Here is a 26,208-nt window from a genome sequence, read left to right as displayed (position 1 = left end):
GTGTGAAACTCTCAGGCCCATGACAGAGGGGGAGTTCCCAGCGCGGCGTCCGCCGCGTGATCCGCGCGATCCGGAGAACTCATGACCGATCTCGGTACCACCCCCGAAGCAAGCCAGGCGCAAGAACGCCTCAGCCCGCTCGACGCCGTGCACCGCGCCGCGGGCGCGAGCTTCACCGACTTCGCCGGCTGGCAGATGCCGGTGCGGTACGCGTCCGACCTCGCCGAGCACCACGCGGTGCGCCGGCACGCCGGGCTCTTCGACCTCTCGCACATGGGCGAGATCCTCGTCGTCGGCCCCGAGGCATCCGTCGCCCTCGACTACGCACTGGCCGGCAAGCTGAGCGCGATCGAGCTCGGACAGGCGAAGTACACGCTGCTGCTCGGCCGCGACGGCGGGGTCATCGACGACCTCGTGGTGTACCGCACCGGCGACGACCGCTACCTCGTCGTCGCGAACGCCGCGAACCGCGAGGTCGTCGCCGACGAGCTGCGCGACCGCACCGCGCCCTTCGACGCCGAGGTGTTCGACGAGAGCGACGACGTGGCGCTCATCGCGCTGCAGGGACCCGACGCGGTCGACGTGCTGCTCGAGACCGAGGGATTCGGCCTGCAGGGCCCCGGCAACGACCACGACGACTTCGTCGCCGCGATCCAGGGGCTGAAGTACTACCGCGCGGTCGCCGCCGAATACCAGGGCGAGCCCGTGCTCGTCGCCCGCACCGGCTACACCGGTGAAGACGGCTTCGAGTTCTACCTCGCGCCCGGACGCGCCCCCGCGCTATGGGAGGCGTTCCGCGAAACCGGGGGTTCGCGGGTCGTCCCGTGCGGGCTCGCGAGCCGCGACACCCTGCGACTCGAGGCGGGCATGCCGCTCTACGGGCAGGAGCTCGGGCGCGACATCCGCCCCGACCAGGCCGGTCTCGGGCGGGTCGTCGCGCTCTCGAAGGAGGGCGACTTCGTCGGACGCGCCGCCACCGAGGACGGCCGGCCCGCGGATGCCCCGGTGCTGGTCGGTCTCGCAGCCTCGGGCCGCCGCGCGGCCCGCCACGGCTACGAGGTGTTCGACGGGGCAGGGGCGGATGCCGCGAAGGTCGGCGTCGTGACCTCGGGTGCTCTGTCGCCGACGCTCGGCCACCCCATCGCGATGGCGTTCGTCGACCCCGCCCACGCCGAACCCGGCACCACGCTGCACCTCGACGTGCGCGGCACGCGCATCGAGGCATCCGTCGTGCCGCTGCCCTTCTACCGCCGCCCGGCCTGACCGGCCCGTCCGGCATCCACCGACCCGCGAATCCGCGAACGAACCCACCGAACGAGGAGACCCACATGACCGACGTGACCAGCCTGCGGTACACCCCCGAGCACGAATGGGTGCTGGTCGGCCCTTCGACAGGCTCAGGGACCGGCGTGGTGACCATCGGCATCACCGACTACGCCGCCGAGAAGCTCGGCGACGTCGTCTACGTCGACCTGCCCGCCGCCGGCACCGCCGTGACCGCCGGCACCGTGGTCGGCGAGATCGAGTCGACCAAGTCGGTCGGCGAACTGTTCTCGCCGGTCGACGGCGAGATCGTCGAGTCGAACCAGGCCGTCGTCGACGCTCCCGAGCTGGTCAACAGCGACCCGTTCGGCGAGGGCTGGCTGATCAAGGTCGCCGCCGCATCCCTGCCGCAGCTGCTCAGCCACGACGAGTACCGCGCCCTGGTCGGCGAGTAGTCGATGGGCACCACCTTCGCGCAGGACGCCTTCGGGCGCCGCCACCTCGGCACCACCCCCGACGACCACGCGCGCATGCTCGAGGTCGTCGGCCACGACACGGTCGACGCGCTCATGGCCGCCGCCGTGCCGACCTCGATCCGCATGGGCGAAGTGCTCTCCAGCGCCATCCCCGCCGCCGCGACCGAGCGCGAGGCGCTCGCCGAACTGCGCGACCTCGCCGCGCAGAACACCGTGCGCACCTCGATGATCGGGCTCGGCTACTACGGCACCGTGACCCCCGCGGTCATCCAGCGGAACGTGCTCGAGAACCCCAGCTGGTACACCGCGTACACGCCGTACCAGCCCGAGATCTCGCAGGGCCGGCTCGAGGCGCTGATCAACTTCCAGACCATGGTCGAAGACCTCACCGGCCTCGACATCGCCAACGCGTCGATGCTCGACGAGGGCACCGCCGTCGTCGAAGGCATGCTGCTGGCCCGCCGTGCCTCGAAGTCGGCGTCGAACCGGTTCATCGTCGACGCCGACGCGCTGCCGCAGACCCTCGCGCTGCTGCGCTCGCGCGCCGAGGCGGTCGGCATCGAGCTCGTCGAGGCGCCGCTCGCGGAGATCGCGGCACGGCGCGCTGAGCCTGTCGAGCCCGCTGAGCTTGTCGAGCCCGCTGAGCTTGTCGAGCCCGCTGAGCTTGTCGAAGCGGGTGGGCTCCCTTCGACGGGCTCAGGGAGCGTCCTCGAGCCCGCTGAGCTTGTCGAAGCGGGTGGGCTCCCGTCGACGGGCTCGGGGAGCGTTCTCGGCGAGCACTTCGGCGTGTTCGTGCAGTACCCCGGGGCGTCCGGTCGCGTGTGGGACCCGTCCGCGCTCATCGCCGCCTCGAAGGCGCAGGGCGCGCTGGCCGTCGTCGCCGCCGACCTGCTCGCGCTCGCGCTCATCACGTCGCCCGGCGAGCTCGGTGCCGACGTCGCGGTCGGGACCTCGCAGCGGTTCGGGGTGCCGATGGGCTTCGGCGGGCCGCACGCCGGGTACATGGCGGTGCGCAAGGGGCTGGAGCGTCAGCTTCCGGGCCGGTTGGTCGGGGTCTCGGTGGATGCCTCGGGCGCCCCCGCGTACCGGCTCAGCCTGCAGGCCCGCGAACAGCACATCCGCCGTGAGAAGGCGACGTCGAACATCTGCACCGCGCAGGTCCTGCTCGCCGTGATGGCGTCGATGTACGCGGTGTACCACGGGCCGCGAGGCATCCGGTTCATCGCGACCGAGGTCGCTGCGAAGGCGACCCTGCTGGCCGGCTGGCTGACCGAGCTCGGCCAGTCCGTCGTGCACGACGCGTACTTCGACACGCTGCGCGTGGTGGTGCCCGGCCTCGCGTCGCACGTCGTGGAGCGGGCGCGCGACCTCGGCGTGCACCTGTGGGCGGCCGACGACGCGACCGTGCAGGTCTCGGTCGACGAGACGACGACGCTCGACGACCTGCACGCCGTCGTGCGCGCGTTCGGCGGGCCCGAGGAGCACCCTTCGACCGGCTCAGGGGCCTGGGCTGCCGTCGCCCTCGACGCGAACGCGCTGCCCGCGGGGCTCCGCCGCACCTCGTCGTATCTGCAGCACCCGGTGTTCAACAGCCACCACTCCGAAACGCAGATGATGCGGTATCTGAAGACCCTCGCCGACCGCGACTACGCGCTCGACCGAGGCATGATCCCGCTCGGCTCGTGCACCATGAAGCTGAACGCGGCGACCGAGATGCAGGCCGTCACCTGGCCCGCGTTCGCCGACCTGCACCCGTTCGCGCCCGAGGCCGACGTGGTCGGCTCGCTCGGCATGATCGAGCAGCTCGAGTCGTGGCTCGCCGAGGTCACCGGGTACGACACGGTGTCGCTGCAGCCGAACGCGGGCTCGCAGGGCGAGCTCGCGGGCCTGCTCGCGATCCGCGGCTACCACCGCGCGAACGGCGAGGCCGAGCGCGACGTGTGCCTCATTCCGTCGAGCGCGCACGGCACGAACGCCGCGTCGGCGGTGCTGGCCGGCATGCGGGTCGTGGTGGTCGCGACCGACGAGCTCGGCAACGTCGACCTCGCCGACCTTCGGGCGAAGGTCGCCGAGCACGCCGACAAGCTCGCCGCGCTCATGATCACCTACCCGTCGACGCACGGCGTGTACGAACACGATGTGGCCGAGGTCACGCAGGCCGTGCACGATGCGGGCGGCCAGGTGTACGTCGACGGTGCGAACCTCAACGCGCTGCTCGGCTTCGCCCGGTTCGGCGACTTCGGCGGGGATGTCTCGCACCTGAACCTGCACAAGACGTTCTGCATCCCGCACGGCGGCGGCGGGCCGGGCGTCGGCCCGGTCGCGGCGAAGGCGCATCTCGCGCCGTACCTGCCCGGCCACCCGCTGGCGCAGCGCGCCGACCATGCGGGCGGCGTCACCCACGACGGCGGGCCGGTCTCGGCGGCGCCCTACGGGTCGCCGTCGATCCTGCCGATCTCGTGGGCGTACGTGCGCATGATGGGCGCCGACGGGCTGCGGGATGCCACGGCCGCGGCGGTGCTCGCGGCGAACTACGTCGCGGCGCGGCTGCGCGCGCACTACCCGGTGCTGTACACGGGCGAGAACGGGCTCGTCGCGCACGAGTGCATCCTCGATCTGCGGCCGCTGACCGCGGCGACCGGGGTGACCGTCGACGACGTGGCCAAGCGTCTCGTCGACTACGGGTTCCACGCGCCGACGATGTCGTTCCCGGTGGCGGGCACGCTCATGGTCGAGCCGACCGAGTCGGAGGACCTGGCCGAACTCGACCGGTTCGTCGAGGCGATGATCGCGATCAAGGCGGAGGCCGACGCGGTGGGCCGCGGCGAGTGGCCGGCCGACGACAACCCGCTGCACAACGCCCCGCACACCGCCGAGTCGGTCGTGGTGGGGGAGTGGACGCACCCTTACACCCGCGAGCAGGCGGTCTACCCGGTGCGCTCGCTGGTGCGGAACAAGTACTGGGCACCCGTGCGCCGCATCGACCAGGCGTTCGGCGACCGCAACCTCGTCTGCGCCTGCCCGCCGGTGGAGGCGTTCGCGTAGTCGCGCTCGCCGCACGTTCGCACGCAACGGGGACGGGCGGGGCGCATCGGCGTACACTGAGGATCACTCGGATCGGGGGTGCTCATGTCCGGTGATCTCATCAGCGTCGTGGCGGGTCTGGCGTTCGCGGGCCTGTTCGTGGGCTCGACGCTGCTCGCCTCCGACGGCCTCGCGCTCGACCGGCGCGCGCGCCAGATCGAGCGTCGGGACCCGGGTACCGCGGCGGCGCTTCGCCGCGCGCAGGCGCTCAGCGACTTCTCCTACGGCGGGGTGTTCGGCGACGAGGCGTTCGGTGCGGTGTGCAGCCCGAGCCGACGCGCGTGGTTCGACGTCGCCCGCGCCCGCGGATCCGACCTCGACCCGCGATTCGAGGCATCCGAGGAGGCCCTGCCGCCGATGCCCGCGACCGTCGTCGCGCTCGCCTCGGGTGACCACCTCGCCAACCAGCGACGGATGCCGCAACCGCCGCGGTCCGTTCCTCAGCCCGTCGGGGCGAACAGCCCCGGCCACCACGACAGCGCGAGCGGGTAGCCGACGAACGACACGATGTCGATGATCCAGTGCGCGATGACGAGCGGCATCGTGCGACCCCACCTGGTGTAGGCCCACCCGAACACGACGCCCATCAGGGCGTTGCCGATGAACGGACCGAACCCCTGGTAGAGGTGGTAGGTGCCGCGCAGCAGCGCGCTGGACACGATCGTCGCCCACGGTCCGAGGCCGAGCTCGCGCAGCCGCGTGAAGAGGTACCCGACCACGATCACCTCTTCGGTGAGCGCGGCCTTCAGCGCCGCGAGCACGAGGATCGGGATGGTCCACCAGTGCGCGTCGAGCGGTGCGGGCACGACCGCCACCGTGAACCCGAGCGCCCGCCCCGCCGCGTAGAGCGCGAGGCCGGGAACGCCGATGACCGCCACCAGCGCGACGCCGGCGCCGAGGTCGCGCCACGGGCGCGTCAGGTCGAAGCCGATGCGCCGGAACGGCGAGACGCCCGGCTGCCACAGCAGATACAGCGCGAGCGCGACCACGAACAGCCCGAAGAACACGTCGAGGAACTGGTACGTGAAGTCGAGCCATTCGCGCGGCGACCGCGACTGGTTGATCGCGGCGGACTGGTCGGCGAGCGGCGTCTCGGCCGTCACGCGCGCGATGATCGCGACGATCGAGTACACGGCGGATGCCCCGAGCGAGAGCCCGAGGACGATGGCCGTCTCGAGGCGCAACCGAGCAGCGTTCGACATGGCTGAATCCTCGCATGGGGCGCCTGAACGCAACGATCGTGCGTCCCGTGCACGCTTCGTGCCCCCCGAATGTGGTGCAGGTTGCGCGTCGATAACGGTTTCCGGATGTATTTGGCGTCTGCCGCGGGGCATACCTAGTCTGATTCCATCCGCGCGCGGAACGGCCACGAGCCGCCATCCGTTGTGCACATCTCACAGGAGGAACATTGAAGATCAAGAGAATCGGCGTCGCAGCCATTGCTCTTGCTGCCGCGGGCGCGCTGACGCTCGCCGGCTGCTCGAGCAGCGCGCCCGAGTCCACCGGCGCGGCCGGTGGCGGGATCATCACCACGAACGGCTCGGAGCCCCAGAACCCGCTGGTGCCGACCAACACCAACGAAACCGGCGGCGGCAAGATCCTCGACGCCATCTTCGCGGGCCTCGTCTACTACGACGCCGAGGGTGCTCCGCACAACGACGTCGCCGAGTCGATCGAGACCGAGGACGCGCAGAACTACACGATCAAGATCCGCGACGGCCTGACGTTCACGAACGGCGAGCCCGTCACCGCGCACTCGTTCGTCGACGCGTGGAACTACGGCGCCGACACCGCGAACGGCCCGCAGCTCTCGCAGTACTTCTTCGAGTCGATCAAGGGCTTCAGCTACGACGAGTCGGTTCCCGAGCTTCCGGGCCTCGTGGTCGTCGACGACACCACGTTCACGGTCGAGCTGAACCAGCCCGAGTCGGACTTCCCGCTGCGACTCGGCTACTCGGCCTTCTACCCGCTGCCCGAGTCGGCGTTCGACGACCTCGAGGCGTTCGGCAACAACCCCGTCGGCAACGGTCCGTACATGCTCGACGGTGAAGGCGCGTGGAAGCACAACGAGCGCATCGACCTCGCCGTGAACCCCGACTACGACGGGCCTCGCGCGCCGAAGAACGACGGTCTCTCGATCATCTTCTACGCCTCGCAGGACGCCGCGTACGCGGACCTGCAGGCCGACAACCTCGACGTGCTCGACGCCATCCCCGACTCGGCGCTGGAGACCTACGAGGACGAGTTCGGCGACCGCGCGGTCAACCAGCCCGCGGCCATCTTCCAGTCCTTCACCATCCCGGGCCGTCTTCCGCACTTCGACGGCGAAGAGGGCAAGCTGCGCCGCCAGGCGCTGTCGCTGGCGATCGACCGTGACGAGGTCACCGAGGTCATCTTCAACGGCACCCGCACCCCGGCCAGCGACTTCACCTCGCCGGTCATCGACGGCTTCTCGGACAGCATCCCCGGCAGCGAGGTGCTCGACTTCGACCCCGAGAAGGCGAAGGAGCTGTGGGCTCAGGCCGACGCCATCTCGCCGTGGGACGGCACGTTCCAGATCGCGTACAACGCCGACGGCGGTCACGCGAGCTGGGTCGACGCGGTCACCAACCAGCTGAAGAACAACCTCGGCATCGACTCGTCGGGCGCTCCGTACCCGACCTTCGCCGAGGCGCGCACCCTCATCACGAACCGCACCATCCAGACCGCGTTCCGCAGCGGTTGGCAGGCCGACTACCCGGCGCTGTTCAACTTCCTCGGCCCGCTGTACGGCACCGGCGCCGGTTCGAACGACGGTGACTACTCGAACCCCGAGGTCGACCAGCTCCTCTCCCAGGGCCTCGCTGAGACCGACCTCGACGCCGCGAACGAGAAGTTCCAGGCCGCGCAGGAGATCCTCTTCCAGGACCTCCCCGCGATCCCGCTCTGGTACTCGAACGTGAACGGCGCGTGGAGCACCCAGGTCGAGAACGTCCAGTTCGGCTGGAACTCGGTCCCGCTCTACTACGAGATCACCAAGGGCGAGTAATTCTCGTTCCATCCGCCCTCGGGGTTAGACTCTGAGGCGCCCGTGGGGCGGCGGCCATCCGGCCGCCGCCCCACACCCACGTTTCCCCCGGTGCACACGTGATCCGGCGTAGCATCGTGGGGAGCACTCCCACTTACGTGAGGTTCCTTCGCATGCCAACTTCCACGGAACGGCGGGTCTGATCCATGACCGGCTACATCGTGCGCCGACTGCTGCAGGCAATCCCTGTCCTCCTCGGCACCACTTTCCTCATCTATTTCATGGTGTTCGCCATGCCGGGCGACCCGATCGTCGCCCTTTTCGGCGACAAGACGCCGCCGCCGCAGGTCATCGAAGCCCTGCGCGAGAAGTACCACCTCGATCAGCCCTTCATCGTCCAGTACTTCCTCTTCCTCGGCGGCATCTTCCGCGGCGACTTCGGCACCTCGTTCTCGGGTGAGCCGGTCTCCGAGATCCTGGCCCGCACCTTCCCGGTGACGCTCCAGCTCGCCGTGATCGCGGTGTTCTTCGAGATGGTCGCGGGCATCACGGTCGGCCTCGTCTCGGGCCTGCGCAAGGGCGGCATCTTCGACGCCAGCGCGCTCGTGGTGAGCCTGATCCTCATCTCGCTGCCGATCTTCGTCATCGCCTTCGTCTGCCAGTGGCTGTTCGGCATCCAACTCGGGTGGTTCAGAGCGACCGTCGGAGCCGGGGCTCCGCTCCAAGACCTGATACTCCCGGCGATCGTGCTCGCGACGATCAGCTTCGCGCAGATCGTGCGCCTCACGCGCGCGTCGGTCATCGACACCGACGGCCAGGACTTCGTGCGCACCGCCGCGTCGAAGGGCCTCTCGCGGAGCCGCATCGTGCCGGTGCACATCCTGCGCAACTCGCTCATTCCCGTCGTCACCTACCTCGCCGTGGACTTCGGCGTGCTGATGGTCGGCGCGACCGTCACCGAGGGCATCTTCAACGTGCCCGGTGTCGGCAACACCCTCTACCAGGCGATCATCCGAGGAGAGGGGCCGACCGTCGTCTCCTTCGTGACCGTCATGGTGCTGATCTACCTGGTTGTGAACCTGCTGGTGGATCTGCTGTACGCCGTGCTCGACCCGAGGATCCGCTATGCGAAGTGACACCACCCGACCCGATCAGCAGCACTTCGTCGCGCCCGTCGACGAGACTCCGGTCGCGGCGATCGACGCGGTCCGGGCCGACGGCAAGCCGTCGAACCTCTGGCGCGACGCCTGGATGGACATCCGCCGCCGGCCGATGTTCTGGATCTCGGCCGTGATCATCGTCGTCGTCGTGATCGTCGCGCTGTTCCCCGGGCTGTTCACCCAGACGCCGCCGAACAACGACTGCCAGCTCGCGAACAGCAACGGCGGGCCCGCGCCCGGTCACCCGCTCGGGTTCACGCGCCAGGGCTGCGACATCTACTCGCGCATCATCCACGGCACGTCGACCTCCCTCTCGGTGGGGCTCATCGTGACGTTCCTGATCGCGGTGCTCGGCATCGTCTTCGGCGCCCTGGCCGGTTTCTACGGCGGCTGGGTCGACTCGGTGCTCTCGCGTCTCGGCGACATCTTCTTCTCGATCCCCTACATCCTCGCGGCCGTGGTCATCATGTCGGTGTTCTCGCAGTACGCGAACGTGTGGGTGATCTCGCTCGCGATCGGCATCTTCGCGTGGCCGGCGACCGCGCGTGTGCTCCGAGCCGAGATCCTGAGGGTGAAGAACGCCGACTTCGTGATGGCGTCCACCGCGCTGGGCGTCTCGCGCCTGCGCATCCTCATCCGGCACGTGCTGCCCAACTCGATCGCACCCGTGATCGTCATCACGACGATCGGCCTCGCCGGCGCGATCGTCGCCGAGGCGACCCTGTCGTTCCTCGGCGTCGGCCTGCCGCCGTCGACGATGTCGTGGGGCAATGACATCTCGGCGGCGCAGACCAGCCTGCGCACCGCGCCGCAGACGCTGATCCTGCCGTCGATCGCCCTGTCGGTGACGGTGCTCGCGTTCATCATGCTCGGCGAGGTCGTCCGCGACGCGCTCGACCCGAAGGCGAGGGCACGTCGATGAGCGACATCCTGAACGGAGCCAACGTGCAGCACGGCGAGGAGCAGCCGCTCCTGCAGATCAAGAACCTCGAGGTCGGCTTCAAGACCCAGGAGGGCATGGTGACCGCCGTCGACGGCGTGAGCTTCAGCCTCTACCGGGGTCAGAGCCTCGCCATCGTGGGCGAGTCGGGGTCGGGGAAGTCCACGACGGCGCACGCCATCATCAACCTGCTGCCCGGCAGCGGTCGCGTCACCGGCGGCCAGATCCTGCTCGACGGGCAGGACTTGACGAAGGTCTCCAAGCGCGAGATGGAGCAGATCCGCGGTCGGAAGATCGGGTTCGTCCCCCAGGACCCGATGTCGAACCTCAACCCGGTGTGGTCGATCGGCTTCCAGGTCGAGGAGGCGATCCGCGCGAACGGCATCGCCACCGGCAAGAAGGCCGTGAAGGCGCGCGCCATCGAGGTGCTGAAGCAGGCCGGGCTGCAGGACGCCGACCGGCGGCTGAAGCAGTTCCCGCACCAGTTCTCGGGCGGCATGCGCCAGCGTGTGCTGATCGGCATGGGCCTGGCGGCGGACCCGCAGCTGCTCATCGCCGACGAGCCGACCTCGGCCCTCGACGTGACGGTGCAGCGGGTCATCCTCGACCACCTCGAATCGCTCACCCGCGAGCTCGGCACCACCCTGCTGTTCATCACGCACGATCTCGGTCTCGCGGCCGAGCGCGCCGAGCAGCTGGTCGTGATGTACAAGGGCAAGATCGTCGAGTCGGGGCCGTCGCTGCAGATCCTGCAGAACCCGCAGCACCCGTACACGCAGCGGCTCGTCGCCGCCGCGCCCAGCCTCGCCTCGCGCCGCATCCAGGCGTCGGGCAGCATCCAGGCGGCCGAACAGGCGATCGAGGCGGATGCTTCGACCGTCGCGGGCGACGAGATCGACCTCATCGCGACCGCCGAGGCACGGGCCGAGGCGCTCGAGGCCGCGGCCGCGCAGCCGCCGGCGATCGTGGTCGAGAACCTGACCAAGGTGTTCAAGATCCGCGGGTCGGGCGACTTCACCGCGGTCGACGACGTGTCCTTCCAGATCGCGAAGGGCACCACGACGGCGCTCGTCGGCGAGTCGGGGTCGGGCAAGTCGACCGTGGCGAAGATGATCCTGAAGCTCGAGGATGCGACGAAGGGTCGCATCCTCGTGGGCGGCAGAGATCTGGCGTCCACGAGCGGCGGCGAGCTGTTCTCGCTGCGCAGCCGCATGCAGCCGGTCTTCCAGGACCCGTACGGTTCGCTGAACCCGCTGCGCAACATCGGCAACACCATCAGCGAACCGCTGTACACGCACAAGGTGGGCGACCGTGCGTCGCGCCGCGAGCGCGTGTACGAGCTGCTCGACCAGGTGTCGCTGCCGCGCACGCTCGTCGGCCGGTACCCGAACGAGCTGTCGGGCGGTCAGCGCCAGCGCATCGCGATCGCGCGGGCCCTCGCGCTGAAGCCCGAGATCATCGTGCTCGACGAGGCGGTCTCGGCGCTCGACGTGCTCGTGCAGGCGCAGATCCTGCGCCTGCTCGCCGATCTGCAGGCCGAGCTGGGGCTGACGTACCTCTTCATCACGCACGACCTCGCGGTCGTGCGCGTCATCGCCGACAACGTGTGCGTGATGCAGCGCGGGCGCATCGTCGAGGCGGCGACGACCGACGAGGTCTTCGACGACCCGAAGGAGCAGTACACGCGCGACCTGCTCGCCGCGATCCCGGGCGCGAACCTGACGCTCGGCGCGTAAGCGCCCAGCATCCCGAACGCCCGGCCGCTTCGTGCGACCGGGCGTTCGGCGTCCACTCGGGTTCCGCGCGGTAGGCTGGACGTCGCGCCCGCCGTTTCCGCGGCCGACGGCGCTCCCACGACTTCCATCAGCGCATCCGCGCTGCCGGCGCGCGACCGTGCGCAGCGGGCGGCGGATGCCCCACGGCGAGGACTCCACACATGGCGAAGGCCACCCGCTCCGACCTGCGCAACGTCGCGATCGTCGCGCACGTCGACCACGGCAAGACGACGCTCGTCGACGCGATGCTCAAGCAGACCCATTCGTTCGCCGAGCACGCGCACGTCGACGAGCGCGCCATGGACTCGAACGAGCTCGAGCGCGAGAAGGGCATCACGATCCTCGCGAAGAACACCGCGGTCGAATACCGCGGTGCGCACGCGAACGGCGGTTCGGTGACGATCAACGTGATCGACACCCCGGGTCACGCCGATTTCGGCGGCGAGGTCGAGCGCGGTCTGTCGATGGTCGACGGCGTGGTGCTCCTGGTCGACGCGAGCGAGGGGCCGCTGCCGCAGACCCGATTCGTGCTGCGCAAGGCGCTCGAGGCGAAGCTGCCGGTCATCCTGCTGGTGAACAAGACCGACCGCCCCGACGCCCGCATCGAAGAGGTCGAGGAGGAGAGCCACGACCTGCTGCTCGGCCTCGCGAGCGACCTCGCCGACGACGTGCCCGACCTCGACGTCGACGCGATCCTCGACGTTCCCGTGGTCTACGCGTCGGGCAAGGCCGGTCGTGCGTCGCTGAACCGGCCCGCGAACGGCGAACTGCCCGACAGCGACGACCTCGAGCCGCTGTTCGGCGCAATCCTCGAGCACGTGCCTGCCCCGACGTACGACGACGAGGCGCCGCTGCAGGCGTGGGTCACGAACCTCGACGCGTCGCCGTTCCTCGGCCGTCTCGCGCTGCTGCGCGTCTTCAACGGCCGGATCCGCAAGGGTCAGACGGTCGCGTGGGTGCGCCACGACGGCTCGCACTCGAACGTGCGCATCACCGAGCTGTTGAAGACGAAGGCACTCGACCGGTTCCCGGCCGAGGAGGCCGGCCCCGGCGACATCATCGCGGTCGCCGGCATCGAGGAGATCACGATCGGCGAGACGCTCGCCGACCCCGATGACGTGCGCCCGCTGCCCGCGATCCACGTCGACGACCCCGCGATCTCGATGACCATCGGCACCAACACGTCGCCGATCGTCGGCAAGGTGAAGGGGCACAAGCTCACCGCGCGCATGGTGAAGGACCGCCTCGACCGCGAGCTCGTCGGCAACGTGTCGCTGAAGGTGGTCGAGATCGGCCGGCCCGACGCGTGGGAGGTGCAGGGCCGCGGCGAGCTGGCGCTCGCCATCCTCGTCGAGCAGATGCGCCGCGAGGGTTTCGAGCTCACCGTCGGCAAGCCGCAGGTGGTCACCAAGCAGGTGAACGGCAAGGTGCACGAGCCGTACGAGCACCTCACGATCGACGCGCCCGAGGAGTACCTCGGTGCGATCACCCAGCTGCTGGCCGCCCGCAAGGGCCGGATGGACAACATGGCGAACCACGGCACCGGCTGGGTTCGGATGGAGTTCATCGTGCCGAGCCGCGGGCTCATCGGGTTCCGCACCGAGTTCCTCACGATCACGCGCGGCACGGGCATCGCGAACGCGATCTCGCACGGCTACGACGAGTGGGCGGGCGTGATCACGACGCGCAGCAACGGCTCGATCGTCGCCGACCGCGCCGGGGTCGTGACGCCGTTCGCGATCATCGCCCTGCAGGAGCGCATGACGTTCTTCGTGAACCCCACCGAGGAGGTCTACGAGGGCATGGTGATCGGTGAGAACTCGCGCACCGACGACATGGACGTGAACATCACGAAGGAGAAGAAGCTGACGAACATGCGGTCGTCGACGGCCGACACGTTCGAGTCGATGACGCCGTCGCGTCAGCTCACGCTCGAGGAGTGCCTGGAGTTCGCCCGCGAGGACGAGTGCGTCGAGGTCACGCCCGAGAAGGTGCGCATCCGCAAGGTGATCCTCGACCAGACCGAGCGCGCGCGGGCCGCGTCGCGCTTGAAGAAGCAGGGCTGAGCCGGCGTCGTCGAACGAACGGATGCCTCGGAGCCGCGTGCTCCGGGGCATCCGTCGTTCGCGGGCGTTGCGCGGATGAGAGCGCGACCAGGGCTTTGACGATTCATGGATGTTCCGGGCAGGGGCCTCTCAGAAACGACTCGTACGGTAGCTGAAGTTTTCTCAGCCGTGTACTCGTGACTGATTCGCCCCCGATACGAAACCCGAACGCCCCCGTATGACTCTGCCCTCGCACGGCCGCCGCGCGGCCGCTTCGCCCCTGCACGCCCGCCTGCGCACCCGCCTGACCCGCCTGACCCGTTCGGCCGGCGGCGCCCGTCGCGCGGGCAACCGCCGCTCGCTGCTCGCCGCCGTCGGCATGACGTTCGCGGCGGGCCTGTTCGCCGCCACGAGCATTCCGGCCCTCGCGCTGACCGCGACCGCCCCCGCAGACCACCCGGTCGCCAGCGTCTACGAACCCGTCGTCGAGGACACGATCCTCGCCGCGGCGCAGACCGTGGACTCGCACGCCGCGATCGAGACGGTGCCCGACGAGTCCTACGTCGTCGAGCTCGCCCCGCCGCCCATCACCTCGCAGGTCGCCGGCCTCGGCGCCGTGTCGCTCGTCAAGAGCACGGCCGTCGTGTGGCCGGTGGTCGACCCGAGCCGGACGAGCTCGGGCTTCGGGCCGCGCGAGGCCCCCTGCGCCGGCTGCTCCACGAACCACGACGGCATCGACTTCACGCCGGGCAACGGCACGCCGGTGATGTCGATCGCCGACGGCGTCGTCGTGCTCGCGACCGAGAACGGCGGCGGCCTCGGCGTCAACGTCGAGGTGCAGCACAACATCGACGGCCAGCTCATCACCAGCTCGTACGCGCACATGCAGTACGGCTCGATCGCGGTCGCGGTGGGCCAGCAGGTCAGCGCCGGCCAGCAGCTCGGCCTCGTCGGCACGACCGGTCAGTCGACCGGCCCGCACCTGCACCTGGAGATGTTCGGCGCCGACGGGGTGCGCTTCGACGGCATGGCCTGGCTGAAGTCGCGACTGGGCTGATCGGCTCGGGGCTGCGGCCCCGGCGCGCCCGCGCTCAGCGCCCCGGGAACTCGGGAGCGCGCTTCTCGAGGAAGGCGGCGATGCCCTCGTCGTGGTCGGCCGTCGAGAACGCGTCGCGGAACCCGGCGATCTCGAGGTCGACCGCGGTCGCGGTCGGCGTGCCGGCCGCTTCGACGAGGACGCGCTTGGCGATGCCGACCGCCGTCCACGCCTGCTTCGCGGCGAGCTCGATCGTCTCGCGGGCGCCGGCGAGCAGGGCCTCGCGGTCGGCGAAGCGGCGCACGACCAGCCCCGCGTCGACCGCCTCGTCGATGCCGATGCGCCGACCCGTGTAGATGAGCTCCTTCGCGCGGGCGGCGCCGACCGCGCGCGGCAGGCGCACGGTGCCGCCGAATCCCGGGATGAGCCCCAAGGCGACCTCGGGCTGGCCGAAGCTCGAGGCATCCGTCGCGTAGATGAGGTCGCAGGCGAGGGCGAGCTCGAGCCCGCCGCCGAGCGCGAACCCGTCGACGCACGCGATCACCGGCACCGGCAGCGCCTCGAGCGCCGCCGCGACCGCGTGGCCCTTGGCGGCGACCGCAGCGCCCTCGTCGGGCGTGAACTCGCGCATCGCGCGGATGTCGGCTCCGGCGACGAACGCCCGGCCGCCCGCGCCGACCAGCAGCACCCCGCGCAGCGACGGGCCGGCTTCGGCGAGTTCGGCGACGGCTGCCGCGAGGGCGTCGAGCACCTCGGGGGAGAGGGCGTTCAGGGATGCGGGCCGGTCGATGACGATCGTGGCGATCGCGCCGTCGCGTTCGATGCGCACCGCGTCGGGCTGGGGCTCGGGCCGGGTCTCGACCGGGGCTCCGGGCTGCTCGGGCATCAGCATCGATCCTCTCCGCGGCGATCGCCGCACCTCCGCTGCGCTCCACGGTACGGCATGGCCGAGCACGGCGTGGCCGCCTGCGATCACGGCGGGTAGACTCCGGCTCATCCCATCGTTCCGCTCGAGGAGGCCGACCATGTCCATCGCGCGCATCCATCGGGCGTTCGCCGCGACCGCGGTCGCCGCGGTGCTCGCCGTCGGGCTCACCGGGTGCGTCAACCCGTTCGAGCGCATGATGCAGCAGGGCGTCGAAGACGCGGTCGAGGGCGCCGTCGAAGGTGCGACCGGCGGTGACGTGGCGCTGGGCGAACTGCCCGAGGGGTTCCCCGAATCCGAGATCCCGCTCATCGACGGCGAGATCGTGTTCGCCGCAGGCGCCCCGAGCGAGGGCGAAGAGGGCTGGCTCGTCACGATCAAGTCCACAGCCGCCGACCCGCTGGCCGAGGCCATCGCAGAGCTCGAGGCAGCCGGGTTCACCGCCGACCCGAATCTCGACGGCGTCGACCTGCAGGGCATGGCACTTCGCACGAACGGCACCTGGACGGTCTGGGTCGGCGGAGACACCGACGGCGTGGCGTACACCGTGGCGCGCGCCGAATGAGCGCGGCGGGCAATCGCGTCGTCACCGTCGTGGTGGGCGCGGTCATCGGCATCGTGTACGGCGCGGTCGCGACGATCGGGCACCGGCACGAACTGCGCATCGGCGACGCGGTCGTCCCGTGGGGGCTCGCGGTGGCGATCGTGGGCGTCGCCGCCCTCCTCGTCGGCATGCGCCTGGTCATCGACCGCTGGTCGTCGGCAGCGGCCGCAGCGGGCGTCATCGCGGTGGTCGCCCTGCTCACCCTGCCGGGCGTCGGGGGCACGATCCTCATCGCCGGCGACATCCGCGGCACCGTCTGGGCGGTGACGCCGGCGGTCGTGGGCGTGCTGGTGGTGGCCTGGCCGAGTCTGCCGCCCCGACGCGACCGCGGCGTCGGCGCAGGTGCGCAGCACGCCGTCACGGGCGGCGCCGACGCGTAGACTGGCCGTCCAGCCACCTGAAGGGAACGCGCCCACTGTGACCTACGTCATCGCTCTCCCCTGCGTCGATGTCAAAGACCGCGCCTGCGTCGACGAGTGTCCGGTCGACTGCATCTACGAGGGCGAACGCTCGCTGTACATCCACCCCGACGAGTGCGTCGACTGCGGCGCGTGCGAGCCGGTGTGCCCCGTCGAGGCGATCTACTACGAAGACGACCTGCCCGAGGAGTGGGCCGACTACTACAAGGCGAACGTCGAGTTCTTCGACGAGATCGGGTCGCCGGGCGGGGCTGCGAAGGTCGGCGTGCTGTCGTACGACCACCCCATCGTCGCGGCGCTGCCTCCGCAGGGGCACTGACGGTGGGGCTCGGGGCGCTCCCCGACTACCCCTGGGACCTGATGGGTCCGTACCGGGCGCGTGCCGAGGCGCACCCCGACGGCGTGGTCGACCTGTCGATCGGCTCGCCGGTCGACCCGACGCCCGAGGTGGTGCGCGCGGCGCTCGCCGAGGCCACGGATGCGCACGCCTACCCCACGACCGTGGGCACGCCCGCGCTGCGCGCGGCGATCGTCGACTGGTTCGAACGCCGGCGCGGCGTCACCGGGCTCGACGCGGCATCCGTGCTGCCGACCATCGGCTCGAAAGAGCTGGTCGCCCTGCTGCCCTTCATGATCGGCGTGGGCGCAGGCGATGTGGTGGTGCATCCGCGCGCCGCGTACCCCACGTACGAGATGGGCGCCGTGCTGTGCGGGGCGACCGCGCTCGCCTCCGACGACCCGGCCGAGTGGCCGGCGGCGACGCGGCTGGTCTGGCTGAACAGCCCGGGCAACCCCGACGGCCGCGTGCTCGGCATCGACGAACTGCGGGCGGCGCGCGCTCGCGCGCGCGAACTCGGCGCCGTGATCGTCGGCGACGAGTGCTACGCCGAGCTCGGCTGGGAGGGGGAGTGGTCGGATGCTCCGGTGCCGAGCCTGCTCGATCCTCGGGTGACGGACGGCGACCCGCGTGACACGCTGGCCATCTACTCGCTCTCGAAGCAGTCGAACATGGCGGGGTACCGTGCTGCGTTCGTCGCAGGCGACGCAGCGCTCATCGCCAGGCTCACGAACGTGCGCAAGCACGCCGGGCTGATGCTGCCGGCGCCGCTGCAGCACGCGATGGTCGCCGCGCTCGGCGACGACGCGCACGTCGCCGACCAGAAGCGGCGCTACCGCGCCCGGCGCGACCTGTTGAAGCCGGCGCTCGAATCGGCGGGGTACCGCATCGACCGCAGCGAGGCGGGCCTGTACCTCTGGGCGACCGAGGGGCGCGACGCCTGGGAGTCGATCGGCCGGCTGGCCGATCTCGGCATCGTCGCGGGCCCGGGCCACTTCTACGGGGTGCACTTCCCCGAGCACGTGCGGCTCTCGCTCACCGCGCCCGACGAGCGGATCGCGGCCGCCGCCGAGCGGCTCAGGTCCGCGCCGCAGGGGTGACCACCGGTTCGACTGGGGTGATCGCCAACCGGAGGCGGGATCCATTGACGGATGCCACAGTAGGCCGCCGACCCGTCTAGGCTGTATTCGGACTGCGGCGCGATCGCGCCTGGCCGGAGAGGTACCGTGCAGTGACGATCACAGGAGGCGCCGTGAGCGACGTCGTGAACCCACGAGACCGATCGCAGGGTGCTGCGACCGCGAGCCTGTCGTACCCCGGCGGGTCGGCCGAGTTCCCGATCCTGCCCGCAGTCGACGGCGCTTCGAGCCTCGACCTGTCGACCCTGACCCGCCAGACCGGCTTCACAGGCCTCGACTACGGCTTCGTCAACACCGCATCGACGCGGTCGGCGATCACGTACATCGACGGCGGTCAGGGCATCCTGCGGTACCGCGGGTACCCCATCGAAGAGCTCGCCGAGCACTCGACGTTCCTCGAGGTCGCGTGGCTGCTCATCTACGGCGAACTGCCCACCGCCGACCAGCTCGGCGAGTTCGACGAGAAGATCCGCCGGCACACGCTGCTGCACGAAGACCTGAAGCGCTTCTTCTCGGCGCTGCCGCACACCGCCCACCCGATGGCGGTGCTCTCCAGCGCGGTCGCGGCGCTCTCGACGTACTACGAGGACTCGTCCGACCCGCAGGACCCGGACGACGTCGAGCTCACGACCATCCGGCTGCTCGCGAAGCTGCCCGTCATCGCCGCCTACGCGCACAAGAAGAGCATCGGGCAGGCGTTCCTGTACCCCGACAACTCGCTCGACTTCGTGTCGAACTTCCTGCGGCTGAACTTCGGCAACATGGCGGAGCCGTACGTCGTCGACCCGACCCTCGCGAAGGCGCTCGACCGGCTGCTCATCCTGCACGAAGACCACGAGCAGAACGCGTCGACGTCGACCGTGCGGCTCGTCGGCTCGACCGGCGCCAACCTGTACTCCTCGATCTCGGCCGGCATCCAGGCGCTCTCGGGCCCGCTGCACGGCGGGGCCAACGAGGCCGTGCTGCAGATGCTCGCGAAGATCCGCGACTCGGGCGAGGGCGTCGGCCGGTTCGTCGAGCGCGTGAAGCGAAAAGAAGACGGCGTGAAGCTGATGGGCTTCGGTCACCGGGTCTACAAGAACTACGACCCGCGCGCGAAGATCGTCAAGCAGTCGGCCGACGCGGTGCTCGAGGCGCTCGGCGTGAACGACCCGCTGCTCGACATCGCGAAGGAGCTCGAGCAGTTCGCCCTCGAAGACGAGTACTTCAAAGAGCGCCGGCTCTACCCGAACGTCGACTTCTACACCGGCGTCATCTACAAGGCGATGGGCTTCCCGACCCGCATGTTCACCGTGCTGTTCGCGATCGGCCGTCTGCCCGGCTGGATCGCGCACTGGCGCGAGATGAACCTCGACCCGCAGACGAAGATCGGCCGCCCGCAGCAGCTGTACACGGGCGAGGCCGAGCGGCACTACCCGCGCTGAGCTCGACGCGACGAGGCCCCGATCCAGGAGGATCGGGGCCTCGTCCGTCCCGCCGACGAGAGTGGACTCGGGTCAGCCGGCCGGCAGCAGCACGAGCGTGTCGGCGCGTGCGGCGGTCACCGCGTCGGCCGTGAAGGCCCACGGTCGCGTCCGGCCGGCCTGCCAGAGCTTGGTCTGGTCGTCGTAGTGGGTCGAGAACGCGTGCCCCGAGGAGCCGGTGAGGTTGATCCACCGTGACGCGTCCCAGTCCGAGACATCCACGATCATGCGCATCGACGGAACCCAGTTGACCTCGTAGCCGACCGATGCGTCCCACGCGATCGCGTTCGGGATCGCCGACCCGCCGCCGAGCTCGTACGGACCGCGGTTGAACAGCCATTCGATCGGGCCGATGCCCGACTCGCCGAAGCTCTGGTTGCGCAAGGTCAGGGTGTGCAGGCGCCCCCAGCGCCAGCGACTCGGGTCGCTGCCGAGCCGGTCGCCCGCCTCCTGCCACGCGGCGGCGAGCGAGGCGGCGATCACGGCGTCGCGGCCGGTGACGCCGGTCTCGGGGTCGGTCCACCACGGCGAGTCGGGTTCCTGCAGCAGGGTGTCGACCACCGTGAACCAGCGGTCGCCGCCGACCGGCCGGGTGCCGTCGGGCAGGTCGTGGAACATGCGCTCGAGCAGGGTCTTCCAGAAGATCGCGAAGTAGGCGGCGCCGGCGCTGTCGGCGTCGGCGTGCGCATCCCAGGAGGCGAGCAGCTTCGCGCCGCTCGCCGCGTCGCCGTCGAGTTCGAGCGTCGGCAGCAGCTCGAGGAACGTCGCGGCGTTCGCATCGCCGGTCTCGAGTTGGATGTCGGCCATCATGTCGGCCGTGATCGGCTCGCCGGCGTCGATGTGGGCGCGCAGGCGCTGTTCGATGCTGCGCGCGCGGTAGCCGAGGTCCCAGTCGGCGGTGAGGAACGGTCCGTCGGCGCTCACCGCGTTGTTCGCCGTCACGATGTAGCCGCGTTCGGGGTTGAACACGCTCGGCAGCTGGGCGAACGGCACCTGGCCGACCCAGCCGTTCTCGCTCGTCCAGCCGGGCAGCGGCAGCGTGCCGTCGCCGGCCGCGCGGATCGGCACGTTGCCGGGCGCCTGGTACCCGATGTTGCCCTCGACGTCGGCGTAGACGAGGTTCTGGCTCGGGACGTCGAAGAGCGCTGCCGCGGCCTGGAACTGACCCCAGTTCTGCGCGCGGTTGAGCGCGAAGATCGCCGACGCAGTGGTGCCGGGGGTGAGCGCGGTCCACTGCAGCGAGAGCCCGTAGTCGCCGTCGGGCAGGCCGGATGCTTCGGGGTAGCCGTCGGCCGTTCGCGTGAAGCTCTCGGTGAGGTCGGTGACGATGGGGCCGCGCCCGGTCGACCGCACGGTGATCGTCACGGAGTCGCCGCCCGCGACGTCGATCGTCTCCTCCCGGAGCTCGAGCGGCACCTGCGCACCGTCGAGTTCGTAGGTGTCGTCGGCGATGCGCTCGACGTAGAGGTCGGCGACGTCGGGGCCGAGGTTGGTGAACCCCCAGGCGACCTGCTCGTTGTGGCCGATGATCACGCCCGGCAGCCCCGAGAACGTGTACCCCGAGACCCGGTACCCGCAGGCGTCGCCGACGGTCGAGCACGACAGGCCCATCTGGGTCCAGATCGACGGCATCGCGGGCCCGAGGTGCGGGTCGTTGGCGAGCAGCGGCTGGCCCGTGTCGGTCAGTGCCCCCGACACGACCCAGGAGTTCGAGCCGATGCCGTGGCCGGCGGGCCCGAGCAGCTCGGGCAGGCCGTGGAGCGTTGCCTGCAGTGCGGCGAGCGCGTCGGCGGCGCCGGCGGCATCCGCATCGTCGGCGGAGCCGGAGGCATCCGAAACATCCGCCCCTTCCGTACCGCCCGTGGCGACCGGCTCGACCTCGCCGACCGTGGCCGGGGCCGCGGCGGGTGCGCCGCCCACGATCGTGGGCATCTCACCCCAGGAGTACCCGGGGTGCAGGCGCTGCACCTCCTCGGCCGGCAGGGCCGTGGCCAGCAGCGCCCGGTCGATCTCGTCCTCGAGGTTCGACCGCAGGTCCCAGGCCATCGCCTTCAGCCAGGCGATCGAGTCGACCGGGCTCCACGGTTCGGGCGCGTAGCCGGGGTTCTGCAGCGCCAGCACCGCGTACTCGAGCGAGAGGTCGGCTCCCGAGTGCTCGGCGAGGTAGGCGTTCACGCCCTCGGCGTACGCGTCGTAGATCGCCCGGGTCGGCTCGTCGAGTTGCTCGTACTCGACCTCGGCGACGCCGCGCCAGTTCAGCGTGCGGATGAACGCGTCGGTGCCCACCTGCGACTCGCCGAACAGTTCGGCGAGCCGGCCGGCCGTGACGTGCCGGCGGAAGTCCATCTCCCAGAACCGGTCCTGTGCGTGCACGTAGCCCTGCGCGAAGAACAGGTCGTGATCGGTATCGGCGGTGAGGTGGGGGATGCCGGCGTCGTCTCGCACCACGGTGACCGGCGCGATGAGGCCGGCGGCGTCGATGCGGCCGCTCGTCGTGGGGAACGATCGCGAGACCGTCCACCAGCCCGCACCGGCGGCGACCACCACCAGCACCAGCACCGCGACGAGGAGGCCGACGAGGAACGGAACGAGACGTCGTCGGTGCGTTCGAGGCGCGTCGGTGCCCACGACACTCCTTCGTGATCACGGGGAGGGCCGCTCGGGTGCGCCCCTCGGGGCTCTCAGGGTACTAGAGCGGTCGCCGTCAGGCGTGCAACGCGGCGTTGAGCGCCACGGAACCGCCCTCGCGGGACAGCACCTCGACCCGGCCCGATTGCGAGTTGCGGCGGAACAGCAGGTTCGGCACGCCCGACAGTTCGACCGCCTTCACCGTGCGTGTCGTGCCGCCGGCGTCGAGCACCGACACCTTCGTGCCGGCCGTGACGTAGAGCCCGGCCTCGACGACCGAGTCGTCGCCGATCGAGATGCCGATGCCCGAGTTCGCGCCGAGCAGCGCACGCTCGCCGATGACCACGCGTTCGGTGCCGCCGCCCGACAGGGTGCCCATGACGGATGCCCCGCCGCCGATGTCGGAACCGTCGCCGACCACCACGCCCTGCGAGATGCGCCCCTCGACCATCGACGCACCGAGGGTGCCGGCGTTGAAGTTGACGAATCCCTCGTGCATGACTGTGGTGCCGGGCGCCAGGTGCGCGCCGAGACGGACGCGCGAGGCATCCGCGATGCGCACCCGCTCGGCGGGCACGACGTAGTCGGTGAGGCGCGGGAACTTGTCGAGGCCCGTGATCTGGATGCCCGCGCGCTGCAGCGCGATGCGCCGGCTCGCGAAGTCGTCGGGCCGCATCGGGCCGGCGTTCGTCCACAGCACGTTCGGCAGGTGGGCGAAGATGCCGTCGAGGTTCACCGTGTTCGGCGCGGCGAGCAGGTGCGAGAGCACGTGCAGCCGCAGGTAGGCATCGGACGTGCCGGCGGGCGGCGCGTCGAGGTCGATCTCGAGCGAGACGATCTCGGTGCGGACGGCGCGGCGCTCGTCGACATGCTCGACCGGCTCGCCGAAGACCGCGTCGTCGCCCGAGAACTCGGCCAAAGTCACCGCGGGCTGCGCAGCGAGCGCACCGAGACCGGGGGAGGGGAACCACGTATCGAGTACCGTGCCGTCGGCCAGTGCGATGGTCGCGACCCCGGCGCCGGAGGCGAGGCGGGCGGGCGGGGTGGCGTCGTTCTCAGGCATGCATCAAGGCTAGCGAGGCGGGCGGGGCGTGTGACGCCCGCGCGACAGCGACTCCGAAAGCGTTGCGGGGCGATGTCCCCTGTTGGGATCCGTCCGGCCTGTACGCGTCGCACTGCGCAACCAAAGCGTGCGTCGACAAGACGGGCGGTACAGGAACCGTCGCGAAGACCGACAAGATCGTGTTCCCGATCATCAGCGCAGAGCAGATCGCAGCGATCACCGAATCGATGGAGGTCAAGCAACGGATCGACCGATGCGGTATGTCGACGCGGGCACTGGCGTCGGGCTGCGCGCTAAGCGAATCCCAACGCGAGGAGGCGATCGAAACATACGTCGATGTCGGCATGGCTATGGCGCCCCTTCCGCCGATCTTCAACCTCGGAAAACTCGGCAAAATCACCGCACTATTCAGCAAAGGCGCCAAGGTCTCCGACGAAGCCGCCCTCGCCGCAAAGACTAGTGCTCGTCTGGAAACCCAGATCGGACCGAAGATCGAGCGGCAGATGAGCGGGCGAGGTTGGACGAGAGATATGGTTGAGGATCTGATCGAAAACCCGAGTCGAACAGTAGCGACACGCGACACCCGGTGGTTGTCGAATGGTGTCGAACGCAACGACGCCCCCGCGACTGCCTACCTCAACTCGCGAGGTGGTTATGTCGTCAGGAACGACGAGACTGGCGATATCGTCCAGGTTTCAAACCTCAATGATCCCAACTGGAAATCGCCATGGTGACCCGCGCATACTTCGGCGCACTTGCAGATGCATGTGGAGTTCACATTCTGCCGGACCTGGACGTCATTGTGACGGACGGCGAATCGCTGCTAGGGCTGATTCACTTAGCAGAGTCAGAGAGTCTCGTTGTGCTAGGGATGGACGGTCTAGATCTCGAAGAGACAAGAGTTGTCCCGTCCGGCAATCACATAGCAGATTTCAGTGACATTTCAGGCGATTGGGAGTCGCGAGTACGTCGGAGCGCGGCTGCTGCACGGAACGTTGCACAGTGTTGGAGTCCCATGCCCGATCTGATCGAGGTCACATTCGACGGCCTTGATAGCTAATCGTGGTGTCCAGGCAGGTTGATGAGCCTGCTGATCGGTGGTGCGACGTGACTGGTGGCTACGACCCCAGATCCGGCAGAGTCGTCAGCGGCTGCAGCAGCACTCCGAATGGTTGCGCTGAAGACCATGTCGTTCGTCAACTTGACATCGATCCAAGCGAGGTGATGTTCACCGAAGCGATTCGGCCGCGAACTGGCGCGGAGGTTCCGATCTGTGTCCGATGCCAGGGAAAATTCAGCCCGGAGCAGTTCCCTGAGGGAACGCTTTGGGATCCGCTTGGCCCTTGGGGAGGTGCTCCGTGATTGAGCAAACGTTGATCGATTCAGTCGCATGGAACGGAGTTCGCTCATTGCTCGGGTCGTCGGATTCTGTGCCAGCTGCGATCTCGTCACTGCTCTCTGCCGAATCACCGGCGGCCGCTGATCTTGCCTACCGGCAACTCGACAACAGGGTCGTCGTTCAAGGGCAACTGTTCGAAGCTTCATTGCCCGTGATCGCGCCGCTCGCGGTCGCTCTGAATCGTCCGTTGCCGGGGTTTTGTGCTGGCAAGGATTGTGACCCCCCCCCCCCGTCGAGATTGCGCACGGGATGGTTGGGTGTGATGTCCAGGACGTTGTGCGTGAATCGAGGTTGATCATGCCGCGCGTAAGACTCTGACCGCCTCGGCCGTTTGACCCCGATCGAGTTCGAGGCCATCATGAACCAGAACCAGGCCCTCGCGGCCTAACCGTGACTGTCACCAATCGCTGCACCAGTCCACTCTTCGGTTCAATGATGCGCCGAAGAAGATCGATCCCGCGTTGCACGACCGGGCACCCCGCTGCAACTCTTCGTAGCGGCGCGGTTTATTTCATCGCGGATATGATCGATCCATGGCGCGATTCGATCCGGCTGAGGCCTCGGTGCTCATCGCGGCCGCGCGCGCCGATGCGGGGCTGACGCAGGCCGCGCTGGCCGAGCGGGTGGGCATCAGTCAGCCGAACCTCGCCGCGATGGAGCGTGGGTCTCGCATTCCGTCGACCGCAATGCTCGAACGTGTGCTCGAGGCCGCTGATTATCGCCCCTCGGTCGCTCTGGTGTTGCACCGCGAAGACGTTCGCGCGGCCGCCACGTCGCGTGGGCTGACCGACGTGCGGGTCTTCGGATCGATGGTGCGGGGTGACGACCACTTCGACAGCGACATCGACCTGTTCGTCAACGGCGGGGCGGGAGCCGGCCTCATGTCAGCGGGTGCGTTCGCCGCCGCGGTCGAACGATTGACCGGGTTCCCCGTCGACGTGATCGCCGAGGAGAGCGCGGCGAAGACTTCGTTGGGTTCGACGCTCCTGGCAACGGCGGTTCCGCTGTGACGCAGGATCCGGCGCCGGGTTTCACGCCGCGACCGCGCGCCGGTGGCGCAGTACGGGGTGCGTTCGATCGGCAGAACCTCGTCGATGAGTTGGCTCGCATCGCCCGACGCCTGACCGAACGGGTGCTCGGCACGGCGCGCGAAGCGTTCTTCGACGGTTCCCCCTCGTACGATGCCGCGTCGATGGTAGTGGTGCGGTTGTACGGGCTGCTCGAGCGTGCCGATTCCGGCGACCTGCGAGCGACGCTGACCGAGGACGAGATCGCCGCCCTTCGAACGATGCGGAACATCGTCGCCCACGGTGGCGACGCGAGGATGAACGACGAGAGCTTCTGGACGACGTCGACCCGTGAACTGCCCGTTGTGGTCACCCGACTGCAACGCGCGATCGCGACGCCGTCTGCGGCCGACGACGATGGAGCGCCCTCCGAATAGA

22 protein-coding genes are annotated in these 26,208 nt (G+C 69.6%); 18 read left to right on the top strand and 4 right to left on the bottom strand.

All coding sequences use genetic code 11. The features are described from left to right. Positions 1-81 precede the first annotated feature (81 nt). The 4 genes from gcvT to MTO99_RS07800 all read left to right on the top strand — a co-directional run bounded on the left by gcvT (position 82) and on the right by MTO99_RS07800 (position 5,315). Positions 82-1,263, top strand: a complete 1,182-nt coding sequence (gene gcvT, locus MTO99_RS07815) for a glycine cleavage system aminomethyltransferase GcvT (RefSeq protein ID WP_243558240.1) — start codon at positions 82-84, stop codon at positions 1,261-1,263. Between the two features lie 65 nt (positions 1,264-1,328). After that, complete coding sequence (gene gcvH / locus MTO99_RS07810; protein WP_243558239.1) at positions 1,329-1,718, top strand: glycine cleavage system protein GcvH; 390 nt, start codon at positions 1,329-1,331, stop codon at positions 1,716-1,718. Positions 1,719-1,721: 3 nt separating this feature from the next. Next, positions 1,722-4,784 (top strand): aminomethyl-transferring glycine dehydrogenase, encoded by a 3,063-nt coding sequence (gene gcvP / locus MTO99_RS07805; protein WP_256461038.1) that lies wholly within the window; start codon positions 1,722-1,724, stop codon positions 4,782-4,784. A gap of 84 nt (positions 4,785-4,868) precedes the next feature. Further along, positions 4,869-5,315 carry a hypothetical protein gene (locus MTO99_RS07800; RefSeq protein WP_243558238.1) on the top strand — a complete coding sequence of 149 codons (447 nt, stop codon included), beginning with the start codon at positions 4,869-4,871 and terminating at the stop codon, positions 5,313-5,315. Here MTO99_RS07800 and MTO99_RS07795 read toward each other — a convergent pair. Next, entirely contained in the window at positions 5,264-6,025 is a 762-nt protein-coding gene (locus MTO99_RS07795) for a CPBP family intramembrane glutamic endopeptidase (protein ID WP_243558237.1), read from the bottom strand. The genes MTO99_RS07800 and MTO99_RS07795 overlap by 52 nt on opposite strands. 206 nt (positions 6,026-6,231) lie before the next feature. On the opposite strand from MTO99_RS07795, the gene MTO99_RS07790 reads away from it, so the two are divergent. The 6 genes from MTO99_RS07790 to MTO99_RS07765 all read left to right on the top strand — a co-directional run bounded on the left by MTO99_RS07790 (position 6,232) and on the right by MTO99_RS07765 (position 14,807). Continuing rightward, entirely contained in the window at positions 6,232-7,851 is a 1,620-nt protein-coding gene (locus MTO99_RS07790; protein ID WP_243558236.1) for a peptide ABC transporter substrate-binding protein, read from the top strand. A 185-nt stretch (positions 7,852-8,036) separates the two neighbouring features. Continuing rightward, a complete protein-coding gene (locus tag MTO99_RS07785) occupies positions 8,037-8,966 on the top strand; it encodes an ABC transporter permease (RefSeq protein WP_243558235.1) in 930 nt (309 codons plus the stop codon). After that, positions 8,956-9,912, top strand: coding sequence for an ABC transporter permease (locus tag MTO99_RS07780; protein WP_243558234.1), 957 nt, complete (start codon positions 8,956-8,958; stop codon positions 9,910-9,912). Before MTO99_RS07785 ends, MTO99_RS07780 begins: the two co-directional genes overlap by 11 nt. Continuing rightward, positions 9,909-11,666 carry a dipeptide ABC transporter ATP-binding protein gene (locus tag MTO99_RS07775; RefSeq protein ID WP_243558233.1) on the top strand — a complete coding sequence of 586 codons (1,758 nt, stop codon included), beginning with the start codon at positions 9,909-9,911 and terminating at the stop codon, positions 11,664-11,666. Before MTO99_RS07780 ends, MTO99_RS07775 begins: the two co-directional genes overlap by 4 nt. 200 nt (positions 11,667-11,866) lie before the next feature. After that, positions 11,867-13,771 carry a translational GTPase TypA gene (typA, locus tag MTO99_RS07770; RefSeq protein WP_243558232.1) on the top strand — a complete coding sequence of 635 codons (1,905 nt, stop codon included), beginning with the start codon at positions 11,867-11,869 and terminating at the stop codon, positions 13,769-13,771. Between the two features lie 217 nt (positions 13,772-13,988). After that, positions 13,989-14,807 carry a M23 family metallopeptidase gene (locus MTO99_RS07765; RefSeq protein ID WP_243558231.1) on the top strand — a complete coding sequence of 273 codons (819 nt, stop codon included), beginning with the start codon at positions 13,989-13,991 and terminating at the stop codon, positions 14,805-14,807. A gap of 34 nt (positions 14,808-14,841) precedes the next feature. Here the strand turns inward: MTO99_RS07765 and MTO99_RS07760 are convergent, their stop codons facing one another. Beyond that, positions 14,842-15,672 carry an enoyl-CoA hydratase/isomerase family protein gene (locus MTO99_RS07760; protein ID WP_243558230.1) on the bottom strand — a complete coding sequence of 277 codons (831 nt, stop codon included), beginning with the start codon at positions 15,670-15,672 and terminating at the stop codon, positions 14,842-14,844. Positions 15,673-15,811: 139 nt separating this feature from the next. Here MTO99_RS07760 and MTO99_RS07755 point away from each other — a divergent pair, with 139 nt between their 5' ends. The 5 genes from MTO99_RS07755 (at position 15,812) to MTO99_RS07735 (ending at position 19,634) form a co-directional block, all read left to right on the top strand. Next, complete coding sequence (locus MTO99_RS07755; protein ID WP_243558229.1) at positions 15,812-16,276, top strand: hypothetical protein; 465 nt, start codon at positions 15,812-15,814, stop codon at positions 16,274-16,276. Continuing rightward, positions 16,273-16,695 (top strand): hypothetical protein, encoded by a 423-nt coding sequence (locus MTO99_RS07750; protein WP_243558228.1) that lies wholly within the window; start codon positions 16,273-16,275, stop codon positions 16,693-16,695. The genes MTO99_RS07755 and MTO99_RS07750 overlap by 4 nt, the downstream gene beginning before the upstream one ends. A gap of 37 nt (positions 16,696-16,732) precedes the next feature. Beyond that, positions 16,733-17,053: a ferredoxin gene (fdxA, locus tag MTO99_RS07745; protein WP_243558227.1), complete on the top strand. Its 321-nt coding sequence runs from the start codon at positions 16,733-16,735 to the stop codon at positions 17,051-17,053. A 2-nt stretch (positions 17,054-17,055) separates the two neighbouring features. Then, entirely contained in the window at positions 17,056-18,171 is a 1,116-nt protein-coding gene (gene dapC, locus MTO99_RS07740) for a succinyldiaminopimelate transaminase (RefSeq protein WP_290428403.1), read from the top strand. Positions 18,172-18,377: 206 nt separating this feature from the next. Continuing rightward, complete coding sequence (locus tag MTO99_RS07735; protein WP_435520824.1) at positions 18,378-19,634, top strand: citrate synthase; 1,257 nt, start codon at positions 18,378-18,380, stop codon at positions 19,632-19,634. Between the two features lie 72 nt (positions 19,635-19,706). On the opposite strand, the gene MTO99_RS07730 is transcribed toward MTO99_RS07735, so the two are convergent. Continuing rightward, the gene (locus MTO99_RS07730) at positions 19,707-22,301 is read right to left on the bottom strand and encodes a penicillin acylase family protein (RefSeq protein WP_243558225.1); all 2,595 of its coding nucleotides are present in this window, start codon (positions 22,299-22,301) and stop codon (positions 19,707-19,709) included. A 76-nt stretch (positions 22,302-22,377) separates the two neighbouring features. Further along, positions 22,378-23,364, bottom strand: coding sequence for a 2,3,4,5-tetrahydropyridine-2,6-dicarboxylate N-succinyltransferase (gene dapD / locus MTO99_RS07725; RefSeq protein WP_243558224.1), 987 nt, complete (start codon positions 23,362-23,364; stop codon positions 22,378-22,380). A gap of 179 nt (positions 23,365-23,543) precedes the next feature. Between dapD and MTO99_RS07720 the strand changes: the two genes are divergently transcribed. The 3 genes from MTO99_RS07720 to MTO99_RS07710 all read left to right on the top strand — a co-directional run bounded on the left by MTO99_RS07720 (position 23,544) and on the right by MTO99_RS07710 (position 26,207). Then, positions 23,544-24,098, top strand: coding sequence for a colicin E5-related ribonuclease (locus tag MTO99_RS07720; RefSeq protein ID WP_243558223.1), 555 nt, complete (start codon positions 23,544-23,546; stop codon positions 24,096-24,098). A 1,198-nt stretch (positions 24,099-25,296) separates the two neighbouring features. Beyond that, complete coding sequence (locus tag MTO99_RS07715; RefSeq protein ID WP_243558222.1) at positions 25,297-25,773, top strand: helix-turn-helix domain-containing protein; 477 nt, start codon at positions 25,297-25,299, stop codon at positions 25,771-25,773. 122 nt (positions 25,774-25,895) lie between these two features. After that, positions 25,896-26,207 carry a ribonuclease HepT family protein gene (locus MTO99_RS07710; protein ID WP_243558221.1) on the top strand — a complete coding sequence of 104 codons (312 nt, stop codon included), beginning with the start codon at positions 25,896-25,898 and terminating at the stop codon, positions 26,205-26,207. Position 26,208 lies beyond the last annotated feature (1 nt).

This window comes from Agromyces larvae (assembly GCF_022811705.1).
In the GTDB taxonomy this organism is placed as follows: Bacteria; Actinomycetota; Actinomycetes; order Actinomycetales; family Microbacteriaceae; genus Agromyces; species Agromyces larvae.
This window is presented reverse-complemented; position numbering and strand designations above follow the sequence as displayed.